Raw genomic sequence first — 12,788 nt, forward strand, 5'->3', positions numbered from 1 at the left:
GGCCTGGATGTACGTCTGATGAATGTAAACACCTGGGGCGTTACATACTTCATGACCACCGATCCGAATTTCACGACCTGGAGCGATTTGGAGGGTAAGACGGTATATATCCCGCTTCAGTCCTCTCCTCCGGATGCGCTCACCCAGTATTTTATGAGTGAGGCCGGCTTGACGGTGGGTGAAAATGTCCAGGTGGTCTACGCCAGTACCGCAGAGGTAGCCGCCCTTTTGGCCTCTGGGGAGGCGGAATACGCCACTTTGATCGAGCCCCAGGTTACTTCCGCCATGGTACAGAATGAGAATGTGCGCCGGGCACTCAGCTTTGAAACCGAGTGGCAGCGATCCACCGGCACCGATACCATGATCCCCAACGCGGGCTTCGGCACCACGCAGACATTCCTGGACGAGAACCCTGAGCTGGCCGCCCAGTTCCAGGCCGCCTATGAGGAGAGCGTGCAGTGGGTGTTGGATCACCCGGCTGAGGCTGCTGCGCTGGCTGAGGAGTATCTGGGCATGAAAGCCGCAATTGTGGAGGCAGCGATTCCCAATATGGGCTTGACTTTTAAGAGTGCCCAGGACGCCAAAGAGGAGCTGGATACCTTTTATAACCTTCTTTACAACTTTGAGCCCTCTATGATCGGTGGAAAGCTGCCCGATGAGGGGCTGTTCTATGCGGGGTAAGGCGGGACTGTGGTTCCGCCGTGCCTTGGGAGTGTGCCTGCTGCTGGGAGCCTGGCAGCTGGCATCTCTCTTTTTTCCGCCGCTGGTGGTGCCCCCCATTGCCCAGGTCCTTTCTACATTGGTTCGGCTGATGACGCAGTCGGATTTCGGAGCCACCATAGGAACAACGATCCTGAGGCTGATTGCCGGGCTGGCCATCGGTGTGGGCGTTGGCGCTGTTCTGGGGCTGTTGTTTGGCCTGTGTCCCAAGATAGAGGATGTGGGAACCCCACTGATCCATGTGCTCCAGGCCATTCCGCCCGTATGCTGGGTGGTTCTGGCACTGGTGTGGTTCGGATTTAACGGAAAGCCTTGCGTCTTCATTGTGGCAACAGCCACAGTTCCAACTGTGGTGATCAACCTCAGTCACGGCGTCCGCAGCGTAGATCCACAGCTGTTGGAGATGGCGCGCCTTTACCGATTTTCCCGCTGGAAGATGCTGCGCCATGTAACCCTTCCTTCTATCCGCCCCTATTTCCGCTCAGCGCTGGAAATCGTGATCGGAGGCGGATGGAAGCTGGCAGTTATGGGAGAGGTTCTTACTACAAACAGCGGAATCGGAGGAGCCATCACCACGGCCCGGCTCAACATCGAGCCCGATGCCATCATTGCCTGGTCGCTGCTGCTGGTATTGGGATGCTATCTCACACAAAGATTGCTGAGGATGGCTTTTTGTGGGAAAGAAGGTGTGATATGCTGAAACTGAGCGGGATCACCAAGTCCTATGACGGATTACCTGTCCTGTCTGACTTGTCTTTGACCCTTTCTCCGGGGGAGATCGTGGCCCTGATCGGTCCCTCCGGCTGCGGAAAGACCACGCTTCTTAACCTGATTTCAGGCCTGGCAACACCTGACACGGGTACCATCGAGGGAACCGATACTCGGCTGAGCTATATGTTTCAAAGTCCCCGCCTTCTGCCGTGGCGAACAGTGGAAGAAAACATCCGTCTGGTTCGTGAGGATGCCGAGCCGGAGGCTGTGCGTACCCTCATTTCGGATGTGGGGCTGAAAGACTTTGAGGGGTACTATCCTACGCAGCTCTCCGGGGGCATGGCCCGTCGATGTGCGCTGGCACGGGCCTTCCATTTCGGCGGAGAGTTCTTCCTGATGGATGAGCCCTTTCAGGGGCTGGACTACGGCATTCGCATGGAGATGGTGAATATGCTTCTGGAGATCTGGAAGATCAAAAAGCCGGGCGTTCTGTTTGTCACCCACGAAATTGATGAGGCATTGACCGTGGCCACCCGGATTGCTGTCCTGACACCCAGGCCAACCACCATTCAAACATGGATCACCCTGCCTGGCCAGGAAGGCCGGGATGCCTCGGCGCCGGAACTGACGGAGATCCGGCGGGAAATTATTGGTCGCATCACAGCCTGATCGTTGTTGCTGTGGCAATGGAATGATTCCGTTTCCTGGGGTATCATATGGATAAACGACCCATGGAGGTATGAGCAATGGACTTTTTACGCAACCTGCCCACACAGCAGCCCCAGCAGCTCACCCAGCTGATTCAGATTCAACCTGGCCGCGTGGTCAGTATGGCCATGAGCCGGCAGGAACACTGCCAAATGACTCTTTTGGCCTTTGGCGACGGGGAGAGTATCAGTGAGGAATGCTATTTTGGCGATACCCTCTACTACATTCTGGAGGGGGCGCTTGATGTCTCTGCGGGGGAGGACAGCTACTGTCTTCAAACGGGCGATTGCCTGGCTGTTCCCGCCCATACGCCCCACGCAGTAGTTGCTCCGGATGGCTGCAAGCTGCTGCAGATCACGCTTTCATAATGATTTAGGAGGAATAACTCATGGAAACCCTGATTAAGAATGTCCCTCATGCGCAGCCCTTTGCCTTGAAGGGGCAAGTGGAATATGAAGCGGGTAAGGTTGTCAGCCTGACCCTGGCCCAACAGCCCGGTGCGGGGATCACCCTGTTTGCCTTTGATGCGGGTGAGGCCATCAGCACCCACGCTGCTCCCGGAGACGCTATGGCGACCATTTTGGAAGGGACGGCACAGATTACCATTGACGGTGTTCCCCACACCCTGAACGCAGGAGAAGCCATTATCATGCCCGCCGGCATCCCTCACGCGGTACAGGCGGTGACAGCGTTCAAGATGTACCTGGTGGTCGTGAAGACCCCGTCCTGCTGACAGAAAAAGAACGGGCTCCATAGAAGTCAAAACGCTTCTATGGAGCCCGTTTTTTATTCCAATCCAGTCAGCAATTCGGTCACACCCAGCGCATCCAGCTCTGTGGGATCATGGGTGACAAGGAGCACGGTTTTTCCCATGCATCGGCGTTGAGTATCCTCTATCACCAGCTGTTTGGTCTCCCGGTCCAAACCCTTGAAAGGCTCATCCAGGATCAGAAGGTCATAGTCAGCCAGCAGACCACGGAGAATCGCCACTCTGCGCCGCTGTCCTCCGGAAAGCTCCCGGGTGGGCTGACCGATGCAGTCGGCAAGTCCCACCGCCTCCAAAGCATTTCTGGCTTCTGCGCGGCTCAGGGACGGTGTTACCAAGCGGAGGTTGGAAACGCCGTCCAGTTGGTCACACAGACGATCTTCCTGGAATACTGCGCTGAGGCGGAGACCATCCAGACCGTCGATCCGGCCACTGTCCGCCTGCTCCAGTCCCATGAGGATGCGCAGCAGGGTGGTTTTTCCTGCTCCGGAAGGGGCCATCAGCCCGGTGATGCGGCCGGCTGCCAATGTGCCGGAGACATCCCGCAGCACCGATTTTTCCCCAAAAGACTTGCATAACGCATGCATCACAATATCCTGCATGGCTCACATCCTCTCCAAGTGGTGCGCAGCCTGTCTCAGCACTACCAAAAAGAACCGCTCAAATAACAGGCTTACCAGTACGATGACCAGTGTCCAGGCAAACAGGTCCGGCGTATCCAGATAGACCTTGGCCTGCTGGAGCCGCTCACCGATGGAGCCTGTGGGCATACCGATGACCTCGGCAGCGATTCCCGACTTCCAGCATAGGCCCAAAGCGGAGGCGCAGGCCGCCTGAAAATAGGGCAGCACCTGGGGCAGATACACATAACGGATCCGCCGGAGCGTGGGAATCCGGAACAACTGTGCCATCTCCAGCATCTGACTGTCCATGGCACGGATCCCGCCCAGAACCCCGGAATACAGCACCGGCAGAACCATCAGAAACGAGATCAGGATGGACAGATTGCGGGAAGAAAACAGAATCAGGGACAGAATGATAAACGAGGCCACAGGGATGGACTTGATGGCCAGCAGAAGGGGGGCCAGCAGCTCCTCCACCAGGCGCAGCCTGGCAGAGAGCGCTGCAAGAACGGTACCCACTGCGGCCCCTAAGAGAAAGCCACCGGTAATCCGCAGCATGGAAAATCCCACGGCCTTCCAGAACTCCGCCTGAAGGGCCAGCTCCCCCAACCGGGCCAGAACCTGTATGGGCGAGACCAGTAAGATTTGCTGATCCAGCGCCATGGCCCCTATCTGCCAGACCAGAAGCCATACAAACACCGCCCAGGGCCGTAGTATTCCGGCGCGTCTCATCTTCCTCAGCGGCTGTAGTAGAAGTCGTCAGCGGGCAGAGCGCCGCCCACAGATTTGGCGTTCTGGTCGAAGAGAACGGTCAGATAGCCGGACAGCTTGTCCTTCATCTCGGCACCCTCTACAAAGACGATATTGCAGGCGGGAATGGCTTTCTGGGCAACCTCCGCGGTGACGATGTCATAGGAACCGACCAGCTGTGCGGCATCCGCGACATTGGAGTTGACAAACTCCACGGAAGAGGCATAGTGACCCAGGAAGGAGGAGACAGCCTCGGGATGCTCCTGGACAAACTCTGTCCGGGCCACTACCACTCCGGTGACCAGAGTAGAGGGTGTTTCGCTGTCCGCCTGCAGCTTGTCCCATTCCTCCGTCAGATCCAGGGCCACCCGGATGCTGTCGCTTTTGCTCTGGGCGGTGGTAACAAAGGGCTGGGGCAGCATGGCGATGGCATTCTCCTGAGCGGTCAGCGCAGCCAGGCATTCTGCCTGTTCGCTTTTCCACTCGATGGTCACATCACTGGTGGGATCGATGCCGTTCTGGGCCAGCACATAGTTCAGAGCATATTCAGGCGTGCCGCCTTTCCCGCTGGCATAGATGGTTTTGCCACGCAGATCCTCCATGGACTGAACGGTATCCCCACTCTCCACAATGTACAGCACACCCAGCGTATTGATCGCCAGAACCTGTACGCCGCCCTCTGTGTTGTTATAGAGGACGGAAGCCAGATTGGCCGGAACTGCGGCAATGTCTGTGGTACCCTGGGAAAGGGCCGCAGAGACCTCATCTGTCATGGCTGTGATGGTAAAGTCGTAGTTGTTGTCGGTTATGGAGCCGTTATCCGTCTCACTCATGAACTGCACCATTCCCATGGCGGTAGGACCCTTGAGGGCCATCACCTTCACATCCACGGCTTCCGTCGTGACCGATTGACTGCTGGTGGGAGTTTCTGAATCAGAGGGTGTCTGAGAGGCGGTGGGTTCCTGGGATGTGGAGGAGCAGCCAGCAAGAAGCGCCGCAGACAGAGACAGAGAACAAATGAGAGACAAGAACTTTTTCATGATCGTATTCCTTTCTGGGTGGTCTATTTGGTGTTGGATGGATGATAGAGCAGATCTTCCAGCTGGCCCGGATCAATTACATGGAACAGATTCCCGTGGGACTCGATAGCTCCCATGGTCTGCAGCACTGCCAGCTCCCGGAACAGGGCGGCACGACTGACGCCCAAATGGCGGGCAAGATCCTCCCGTGAGCCACGAAAAATTACCTCGCCGCCTTCCTTGCTATGGGCAAGGAGAAAGGCGATGACACGCCCCCGGCAGGACTGCATGGTGAGTAGCTCGATCCGCTTCAAGAGAAATTGGATTTTCTCACTGCAAACCGCAGCAAAGCGAAGGGCAAGTGTGCCATTTGCAGCCATGGCTTCCTGCAGTACGGCTTTGGGAATATAGAGGATTTCCGTTTCCACGCTGCATCTGAGCACAGTCTCCAGTTCGCACTGGGTCAGGAGATTGCAGATACCAAAGCATTCTCCAGCCGACAGCTCGTTGAGCAGGATATCCTTTCCGTCCAATGCTACGGAATAGACCTCGATCCTGCCTCTTGTGATCAGACCGATGGATGGGATTCCCCGGGGAATGTCGCTGACAATCTGTCCGCTCCGGAAAATCTGAGTGGACACCTTTGTCCCAGGCAGTGTAACATCTGCCAAAAAAGCAGAAAGTGCCAGCTTGTGAGATAGCTCAGTTTGTTCCAACACCTCACCTCATTTCAATGGGTTAGCTTTCGCTAACCGTATAATATTGTACATGCCGAATATCGCTTTCGTCAAGAAAAAAAGCTGCGTTCTCAGTCTCACTTGATACTGACAAGTGGCACAGTCAGGTGGTAAGCTGATGCTAACTGCATGACTGGAGAGGAGCACACGCATGCCAAATCACATTTTCTTATTCTCTGGAGCTTCTGCAGTAGGGAAGACCTCTGTTTTGCGATCTCTTCTTCCGCTGCTCAAGCAGAGCGGGGCAACCCCCTGCGTTTGCAAGATCGACTGCCTGCAAAGCGGAGATGCCGCAGTCTTTGAGGAACTGGGTTTACCCTGTGTCACTGGCCTGAGCGGGGATATTTGCCCGGATCACTTCCTTGTGTCCAATTTGCCTGAGCTGTGGAATTGGGCGGACGGACAGCGCTGCGATACATTAGTGATTGAGACAGCGGGCCTGTGTCATCGCTGTTCCCCTGCCACCATCCACATGGTGGCGGGATGCGTCCTGGACTGTACTGCCAGCTGCAAGGCGCCGGGACAGCTTGGCCCCATGCTCACGCAGGCGGACTTTGTGGTGCTGACCAAAACTGATATGGTTTCCCAGGCTGAGCTGGAGATCATTTCCTGGCAAATTGGGGAACTAAACCCAAAGGCAGCGTTGTTCCCGGTAGATGGTTTAGCCGGATATGGCATCGACCGCCTGGCACAGTGGCTGCTGGAGCAGCCCGACAACTGCGGCTCCGGGGAGGATGTGCTTCGGCATACCATGCCAAGCGGGGTATGCTCCTATTGTGTGGGAGAACGCCGGGTAGGCGGAGCGTTCCAGCAGGGCGTTGTGGGTAAGATTGACTTTGGAAAGGAGGCGCCGGTATGGAGTGCCTGACCATTTTGCCGGGGCATGACAAGGGCGGAAGGGTGGAATCCTTTTTGCCCATTCATCTCAAACGTGGTCAGCTGTACACCATTGTGGGGAACACTGGGTCAGGGAAGTCCCGGCTGATCAAAGATGTGGAGCAGCTGGCCCAGGGAGACTCGGTTACCGGACGCACCATTTTGCTGGATGGAGCGCCCGTATCCCGCTGTCATCGGCAGAGGATGTCGGGTCAGCTGGTAGCCCATCTTGGACAGAACATGCGCTTTGTTCTGGACACCACGGTGGAAGACTTTTTACGCCTGCACGCCCGCTGCCGCAGCCGGGAGATCACCCCGGAAGAAATTCTGAAATTGGTGAACGAGATCACGCCGGAACCCGTAACATTGGGTCAAAGCCTCAACCAGCTCAGCGGCGGGCAGTCACGGGCCCTGATGATCGGGGATATCGCCCTCGTTTGTGACAGCCCCATCGTACTGATTGACGAGATTGAAAACGCCGGGATCGACAAGCAGCGGGCGCTGCATTTGCTTCGCCGTCAGGACAAGCTGGTTCTGGTGGTCACCCATGACCCCCATACAGCGTTGATGTCGGAGCGGCGGATCGTACTTGGCGGCGGCGCAATTACCGCGGTGGTGGGACGTTCTCCGGCTGAAGCGGCCCTCTATCAGCAATTAGAAGCCGAATACCAAACCCAGCGTCGCTATCAGACGTTGTTACGGAAGGGAGAACTCCTGGCATGACACATATTTTGCTCTACTGGAATCACATCTGCGTACTTCACCGACAGGAGAAGGCGTTCCTGGATGGGCTGGCGCAGAAACTGCTCTCCGATGGGATCCAATTGGAAGTGCGCTATTTCGGCTTGGGATATCCGGAGCACATGTCTGAATATCTGGCCCGGCCGGATGCCGTTCTTCCCGACCTCATCGTTTCTGCCGATCTGGAGGTATTCGAAGATCCAGACATTTTCTGCAAACTGAAAGATGATCTCTATCCGGTGCGAAGCTGGATGTCCCTGTGTTCCGGTCCTATGCTGGATGCTGTGGAGCGAGGGCCGTTTCTGCTGCCGTTCCTGTCCATTCCTCTGGTCTACTATACCAGGGAACCGGAGGTCTGTGGCCATACTGCCCTGGCTGACTGGAACGGTCTAGCATTTGGCGGCATCAACAACTCGGCGGTCAAGACGGTGGTGAAAGCGGTTTGGGAACGATGGGGGCATCAGGCAGCAGAAGCGTTGCTGGAGCGCAGTCTGGTGACCGATATGCCCATTGGCGCCTTTCAGGCCGTGCGTCAGGGGCAGGCGTCCACTGCCCTTGTGCCCTCTCTGTATGCCCTGCGGGCAGACGGACAGGAGACCTTCCTTCAGATTCCCCAGGAAGGTCCGGTTCTGATCCCGTCCTACTTCTGTGCCCGCACTTCTGTTCCCCAGTCGATTGCCTGCCGAATGGTGAAAGAGATTTTGTGTCAGGAGCTTTGCTCCTTTTATGCTGTCAACGGAGATCTGATCGTTTATCCCGAGCACGCCCAGGGAAAAAGTCAGCAGGAGAGTCCCAGCGCCTGCTGTCCTTCCACTGAGTGGCTTGCATCCTTGACACACGATGAATTTTATGGACTATACTGCCAAAAACTTTCCAAAGCAACCGATTGGAAGGCTGATAACAAGTTACAAGTTTAGAAGAAAAAACAGAACTACCTCAGCCGCAGAGCACGGCTGAGGTAGTTCTGTTTTTATAGCATTTACAGGTTCCAAAGGATTGTCCTGATTTCCAAGTATGATCCAAGTAGTTTTATAGAACCTGTTTCCTCTCTTTCTGATGGGGAAGTGGACTCATACTTCTCAAACTGACCCCCAAAGTGGAAAGATTGTGCAGCGTGGCGGAGGTGGCGGGAGGAATGATCCCGGCCATGCCGAGGGCGATCAGAGCGCCGTTAAAGCCGATAACAAAGCGGTAGTTGGAATGGATGCGGGCCATGAGCGCCATAGCAATCCGGCGCAGTTCCACCAGCTCCCAAAGGCTATCGGCAGCGATGGTGATGTCCGCAATCTCCCGGGCGATGGCGGCGCCATCGCTGATAGCAATGCCGGCATCTGCCTCAGACAAGGCCGGCGAGTCGTTGATGCCGTCGCCCACCATCAGAACGATATGCCCATCCCGGCGAAGCTGGGCCACATAGTCTGCCTTGTCTACCGGGAGCACCTCCGAACGGAAATCGTCCACCCCAACCTGGGCGGCAATGGCTGCAGCGGTACGGTGACTGTCTCCGGTGAGCATGACTGTGTTGGAAATTCCCAGAGCGCGGAGTGTGGCGAGCACATCTTTTGCTTCCTCCCGAAGCGGGTCGGAAATACAGATCACAGCCGCCAGCTGTCCACCTACTGCCAGATACAGGTGGGAATACTCCGGCGGGAGCATGTCAAAGCATTCTTGATCACCTTCCGGAATCTGGCAGTGCTCATCCTCAAATACAAAGTGGGCGCTGCCGATGAGCACCCGCTCCCCGTTGACGGTACTGGCAATGCCGTGGGCCACCAGATACTCGACCTTGGAGTGGAACTCATCATGGGTCAGTCCCTGCTGCCTGGCCTCCTCGACCACAGCGTTAGCCATGGAGTGGGGAAAATGCTCCTCCAGACAGGCAGCCACCCGCAGCATCTCCCGTTCGTCTCTGCCGCCGAAGGGGATGATCTTTGCCACCTTGGGGCAGGCATGGGTCAGGGTGCCGGTCTTGTCAAAAACGATGGTATCGGCTGCGGCCACTGCCTCCAGGAATTTACCGCCCTTGACGGTGATATGTGCGTCTCCAGCCTCCCGCATAGCCGAGAGCACTGCCAGTGGCATGGCCAGCTTCAGGGCGCAGGAGAAATCTACCATCAGCACGGAAAGCGCTCTGGCCACGTTGCGGGTGAGGACGAAGCTCAGTAGGCTTCCTGCAAAGGTATAGGGAACGAGCTTGTCGGCCAGATGGGCAGCCTTGCTCTCAGCGGCAGACTTCATCTGTTCCGATTGCTCAATCATGTGGACGATCTGGTCGTATCGGCTCTGTCCGGAGGCTTTCTTGACCTCCAGCACACATTCGCCTTCCTCTACCACAGTTCCGGCATAGACCGCTCCGCCGGGACGTTTGGGCACGGGGATGGATTCACCAGTCAAGGATGCCTGGTTAACGGTGATCTCGCCCTCCAGTACCACTCCGTCCACAGGGACGATTCCGCCGGCCCGCACGACTACTGCATCCCCAGGCTGAACCTGGGAAATAGGAATCAGTACCTCACCCTCGGAGGTCCGGAGCCAGACTCGATCCACATTCAGCGACATGCACCGGGCCAAGTCTTCCACAGACTTTTTCCGAGTCCACTCCTCAAGAAGCTCTCCAAGTTCCAAAAGGAACATGACCGCACCCGCAGTTCCGAAATCCCCACGGCAGGCGGAGATGGAAATGGACAGGGCATCCAGCAGCTCCACCTTGATGCGGCGGCGCAGTAGGCAATGCAGACCGCGGCGCACAAAGGGGATCATATGCCACACGATCCGGGCAATGCGAAGCGGGGAGGGCAGAAACAGTGTGCAGGCCGCCTTCATCATGACCTTGCTGACCAACTTCTCCTCAAATTCTCGGTTAAGCGCCCGGGTGCTGTGGGCGGGCAGAGAGATTTGCTGTTCTGCTTTCTCCCAGGAAAAACAGCGGACATCGTCCAGAACGGCCTGCCGGTCTCCTTCGTACTGTAAAATGATGCAGCATGTCCGCTCGTGGACCGTAACACGGCGAGCCCAGGCTTTATTCTGCAGCCAGAGCTCCAGCCGGTCGGCTTGCTCCAGCGTCATGCGATCCTGCTTCAGCCTGATTCGAATACGTCCCCGGCTTTCATGCAATATGGTTGCGTTCATAGGTTCCTCCTTCACGAAAAGAGGGAGCCGCACGGGCGGCTCCCTCTGCTGTCATCAGGCTTCCACGCTGTCCAGATTGGCAGCAGCGGCATCCTCTGCCTCTTTGGCAGCCCGCGCCTCATTCAGGTCCTTGGCAGAAGCGAGAATGTCGGCGGCATTCTCCTGCACAGTAGCGACGGTTCCCATGACGGAATCCTTCATACGCAGACCAGCAGCAGTCGCATGGACATATGCATTCTTAGCGTCCTTGCTGGACAGCAGCTTGATTCCGAAAGATCCAAACAGTGTGCCGCCCACAAAGCAGGCCAATTTCGTATAGACACTCATTCTGATACTTCCTTTCTGTTATTTTCGTTTGTAGCCGGTAACCATGACCATGATCATGCAGATTACCGCGCCCCAGGCCCAAAAACGATGCTGTTTCATCGCAATCACCCCTTATATCTCAGGATAGCGTTGAGCGTCCAATCATTATAGCCAACTAAATTCACTTTGTCATCACTGAAAAAGACAATGCATCCCGGCTTTCGACATTTTTTTGAACTGCCCTGGTGTTACTCCATAATAGCGCTTGAAGACAGAGCTGAACTGGTTCATTCCTGCATAGCCTACTTGCTGAGCGATCTGATAGATCGGCAGATCTGTGCAATGAATCAATTCAGCGGCCCTGCGCATACGCAGATCCGTGAGATAGCCGTGAATAGACGTTCCATATATACGTCGGAACTCTGCTTTTAGGTAGGTGGGTGAGACGGCAAGAAGCCGGCTCAAATCTGCGATTGTAATTTTCTCGGACAAATGCGACTCCATATATGCCCGTGCATCCAAAAGATTTTTAGGCACTTGGTTTGCTGTTGAGTATGCGGAACTATGGTCTTTTACCGTGAGGATATAGAGCAGTTCCATAGCTTTCAAGAGGCAATATCTTCCGCATGCCTCTTTCGGTAGATGCGTCAAAAAATCAAATATGGCCTGGCCCCAGCAACGATTGCAAAGCGTGGTGTAGCCATAGTGTACGGCTAATTTGGAGGTAAGTTGACACAGGTCTATAGGGAGTCCCAAAGAGGTGAAGACGGAAAAAAGTCCGTCATGGGATAGGTTTGGTTCGATCGTAATAAGAATTCCTTGCAGGTTCCCGCTGATTTTTACTGAATCGGGCGCGCAAACACTGGAAAGGACAAGTACATCATATTTTTCGATTGTATGAGATTTTTCGTTTGGTCGCTTGGCAACGACCTGCCCGCCCAAGCAAAAAAAGATTTCGTATATCTGGCCGGGGGGGTGTGCCGGAAGCATGGAAAGGTCTTCCGGCGTCGATCCTGACAATGTGAATTGGCAAACATGCGCACCAGGGATATCATGGAGCCATTGCACATATTCCGGATATTTGGTTTGCAAATACTCGATCAACATATCCAACACCTATTTTCAGAGAGAAGGCCTGCAGTCAAAAATAAGATCGATCGTATCCGGTATTCCTCGGATCTAACACAACTCGTTTGACCAGATTCTATGATGAAAAAGAGTGCATGACTCATTGAGTCAGCGATTTCAGGGCGCGGAAGCTTTCATCACTGATCGCGTGTTCCATCCTGCATGCGTCATTGGAGGCAATATCGGCATCTACACCAAGCCCTACCAAGAGGTCGCACAAGACCTGATGCCGTTCCTCCACTATTTGAGCAAGCTCAAGCCCTTTGTCAGTCAAATGAAGCGCTCTTTTGTCATCCATATAGAGAAGGCCAGCTTCACAGAGCGCTTTGACGGTAACAGAAACGGTGGGGCGGGAAACGGATAGACATGTAGCCAGTTGATGGCAACGCACATCTCCTTTTCGGGATAAAATGAAGACTGTTTTTACGTAATCTTCCGTTGTTCGTTTTAATGTCATGGACGATTACCATCCTTTTGGTCTGCGTTTCGGGAGACTGGTGTTACAGCTATGAACACTGCATTCTTTTCAGCTCGAGTTGACGTATTCTTGCAGACAGCGGAAAGCTTTTAGTGA

The 12,788-nt window shown here is 55.3% G+C and carries 16 protein-coding genes; 8 read left to right on the plus strand and 8 right to left on the minus strand.

Features of this window, described 5'->3' with window-relative positions; genetic code table 11:
* The first annotated feature begins 18 nt into the window (after positions 1–18).
* From B5G34_RS15115 to B5G34_RS15135, 5 genes are all read left to right on the plus strand, one after another.
* Positions 19–681, plus strand: coding sequence for an MqnA/MqnD/SBP family protein (locus B5G34_RS15115; protein WP_242957077.1), 663 nt, complete (start codon positions 19–21; stop codon positions 679–681).
* Positions 671–1,420 carry an ABC transporter permease gene (locus tag B5G34_RS15120; RefSeq protein WP_087339401.1) on the plus strand — a complete coding sequence of 250 codons (750 nt, stop codon included), beginning with the start codon at positions 671–673 and terminating at the stop codon, positions 1,418–1,420. The genes B5G34_RS15115 and B5G34_RS15120 overlap by 11 nt, the downstream gene beginning before the upstream one ends.
* Positions 1,414–2,100, plus strand: a complete 687-nt coding sequence (locus tag B5G34_RS15125) for an ABC transporter ATP-binding protein (protein WP_087339403.1) — start codon at positions 1,414–1,416, stop codon at positions 2,098–2,100. The genes B5G34_RS15120 and B5G34_RS15125 overlap by 7 nt, the downstream gene beginning before the upstream one ends.
* A 77-nt stretch (positions 2,101–2,177) precedes the next feature.
* On the plus strand, positions 2,178–2,507 hold the full coding sequence (locus B5G34_RS15130; RefSeq protein WP_006571822.1) for a cupin domain-containing protein: 330 nt from the start codon (positions 2,178–2,180) through the stop codon (positions 2,505–2,507).
* A 20-nt stretch (positions 2,508–2,527) separates the two neighbouring features.
* On the plus strand, positions 2,528–2,872 hold the full coding sequence (locus B5G34_RS15135) for a cupin domain-containing protein (RefSeq protein WP_087339406.1): 345 nt from the start codon (positions 2,528–2,530) through the stop codon (positions 2,870–2,872).
* A 53-nt stretch (positions 2,873–2,925) separates the two neighbouring features.
* Here the strand turns inward: B5G34_RS15135 and B5G34_RS15140 are convergent, their stop codons facing one another.
* The 4 genes from B5G34_RS15140 to B5G34_RS15155 are packed head-to-tail and all read right to left on the minus strand — an operon-like array spanning position 2,926 to position 6,016.
* On the minus strand, positions 2,926–3,507 hold the full coding sequence (locus B5G34_RS15140; RefSeq protein WP_087339410.1) for an ABC transporter ATP-binding protein: 582 nt from the start codon (positions 3,505–3,507) through the stop codon (positions 2,926–2,928).
* Positions 3,508–3,510: 3 nt separating this feature from the next.
* A complete protein-coding gene (locus tag B5G34_RS15145; RefSeq protein WP_087339413.1) occupies positions 3,511–4,260 on the minus strand; it encodes an ABC transporter permease subunit in 750 nt (249 codons plus the stop codon).
* Between the two features lie 5 nt (positions 4,261–4,265).
* Positions 4,266–5,318 carry a PhnD/SsuA/transferrin family substrate-binding protein gene (locus B5G34_RS15150; protein WP_087339416.1) on the minus strand — a complete coding sequence of 351 codons (1,053 nt, stop codon included), beginning with the start codon at positions 5,316–5,318 and terminating at the stop codon, positions 4,266–4,268.
* A gap of 23 nt (positions 5,319–5,341) precedes the next feature.
* On the minus strand, positions 5,342–6,016 hold the full coding sequence (locus B5G34_RS15155; RefSeq protein WP_087339419.1) for a Crp/Fnr family transcriptional regulator: 675 nt from the start codon (positions 6,014–6,016) through the stop codon (positions 5,342–5,344).
* Positions 6,017–6,185: 169 nt separating this feature from the next.
* Between B5G34_RS15155 and B5G34_RS15160 the strand changes: the two genes are divergently transcribed.
* From B5G34_RS15160 to B5G34_RS15170, 3 genes are read left to right on the plus strand one after another with little or no spacing between them, the layout of a single operon-like run.
* Positions 6,186–6,902: a GTP-binding protein gene (locus B5G34_RS15160; RefSeq protein WP_087339422.1), complete on the plus strand. Its 717-nt coding sequence runs from the start codon at positions 6,186–6,188 to the stop codon at positions 6,900–6,902.
* Entirely contained in the window at positions 6,890–7,633 is a 744-nt protein-coding gene (locus B5G34_RS15165; RefSeq protein ID WP_087339425.1) for an ATP-binding cassette domain-containing protein, read from the plus strand. Before B5G34_RS15160 ends, B5G34_RS15165 begins: the two co-directional genes overlap by 13 nt.
* Positions 7,630–8,568, plus strand: coding sequence for a hypothetical protein (locus B5G34_RS15170; RefSeq protein ID WP_087339429.1), 939 nt, complete (start codon positions 7,630–7,632; stop codon positions 8,566–8,568). The genes B5G34_RS15165 and B5G34_RS15170 overlap by 4 nt, the downstream gene beginning before the upstream one ends.
* 112 nt (positions 8,569–8,680) lie before the next feature.
* Here the strand turns inward: B5G34_RS15170 and B5G34_RS15175 are convergent, their stop codons facing one another.
* The 4 genes from B5G34_RS15175 to B5G34_RS15190 all read right to left on the minus strand — a co-directional run bounded on the left by B5G34_RS15175 (position 8,681) and on the right by B5G34_RS15190 (position 12,671).
* Positions 8,681–10,780 carry a heavy metal translocating P-type ATPase gene (locus B5G34_RS15175; protein ID WP_087339432.1) on the minus strand — a complete coding sequence of 700 codons (2,100 nt, stop codon included), beginning with the start codon at positions 10,778–10,780 and terminating at the stop codon, positions 8,681–8,683.
* Positions 10,781–10,834: 54 nt separating this feature from the next.
* On the minus strand, positions 10,835–11,107 hold the full coding sequence (locus B5G34_RS15180; RefSeq protein ID WP_006571811.1) for a DUF6110 family protein: 273 nt from the start codon (positions 11,105–11,107) through the stop codon (positions 10,835–10,837).
* A 171-nt stretch (positions 11,108–11,278) separates the two neighbouring features.
* The gene (locus B5G34_RS15185; RefSeq protein WP_087339435.1) at positions 11,279–12,193 is read right to left on the minus strand and encodes an AraC family transcriptional regulator; all 915 of its coding nucleotides are present in this window, start codon (positions 12,191–12,193) and stop codon (positions 11,279–11,281) included.
* 121 nt (positions 12,194–12,314) lie between these two features.
* The gene (locus B5G34_RS15190; RefSeq protein ID WP_087339438.1) at positions 12,315–12,671 is read right to left on the minus strand and encodes a metal-dependent transcriptional regulator; all 357 of its coding nucleotides are present in this window, start codon (positions 12,669–12,671) and stop codon (positions 12,315–12,317) included.
* Positions 12,672–12,788 lie beyond the last annotated feature (117 nt).

The sequence above is a fragment of the Flavonifractor sp. An82 genome (assembly GCF_002159265.1).
In the GTDB taxonomy this organism is placed as follows: domain Bacteria; phylum Bacillota; class Clostridia; order Oscillospirales; family Oscillospiraceae; genus Flavonifractor.

Excerpts from the sequence above, each read along its gene's own strand:
- B5G34_RS15140 (WP_087339410.1), bottom strand. The coding sequence starts at position 3,507 with ATGCAGGATATTGTGATGCATGCGTTATGCAAGTCTTTTGGGGAAAAA.
- B5G34_RS15160 (WP_087339422.1), top strand. The coding sequence starts at position 6,186 with ATGCCAAATCACATTTTCTTATTCTCTGGAGCTTCTGCAGTAGGGAAG.
- B5G34_RS15130 (WP_006571822.1), top strand. The coding sequence starts at position 2,178 with ATGGACTTTTTACGCAACCTGCCCACACAGCAGCCCCAGCAGCTCACC.
- B5G34_RS15170 (WP_087339429.1), top strand. The coding sequence starts at position 7,630 with ATGACACATATTTTGCTCTACTGGAATCACATCTGCGTACTTCACCGA.
- B5G34_RS15145 (WP_087339413.1), bottom strand. The coding sequence starts at position 4,260 with ATGAGACGCGCCGGAATACTACGGCCCTGGGCGGTGTTTGTATGGCTT.
- B5G34_RS15165 (WP_087339425.1), top strand. The coding sequence starts at position 6,890 with ATGGAGTGCCTGACCATTTTGCCGGGGCATGACAAGGGCGGAAGGGTG.
- B5G34_RS15115 (WP_242957077.1), top strand. The coding sequence starts at position 19 with ATGAATGTAAACACCTGGGGCGTTACATACTTCATGACCACCGATCCG.
- B5G34_RS15185 (WP_087339435.1), bottom strand. The coding sequence starts at position 12,193 with ATGTTGATCGAGTATTTGCAAACCAAATATCCGGAATATGTGCAATGG.
- B5G34_RS15125 (WP_087339403.1), top strand. The coding sequence starts at position 1,414 with ATGCTGAAACTGAGCGGGATCACCAAGTCCTATGACGGATTACCTGTC.
- B5G34_RS15150 (WP_087339416.1), bottom strand. The coding sequence starts at position 5,318 with ATGAAAAAGTTCTTGTCTCTCATTTGTTCTCTGTCTCTGTCTGCGGCG.
- B5G34_RS15120 (WP_087339401.1), top strand. The coding sequence starts at position 671 with ATGCGGGGTAAGGCGGGACTGTGGTTCCGCCGTGCCTTGGGAGTGTGC.
- B5G34_RS15135 (WP_087339406.1), top strand. The coding sequence starts at position 2,528 with ATGGAAACCCTGATTAAGAATGTCCCTCATGCGCAGCCCTTTGCCTTG.
- B5G34_RS15175 (WP_087339432.1), bottom strand. The coding sequence starts at position 10,780 with ATGAACGCAACCATATTGCATGAAAGCCGGGGACGTATTCGAATCAGG.
- B5G34_RS15190 (WP_087339438.1), bottom strand. The coding sequence starts at position 12,671 with ATGACATTAAAACGAACAACGGAAGATTACGTAAAAACAGTCTTCATT.
- B5G34_RS15180 (WP_006571811.1), bottom strand. The coding sequence starts at position 11,107 with ATGAGTGTCTATACGAAATTGGCCTGCTTTGTGGGCGGCACACTGTTT.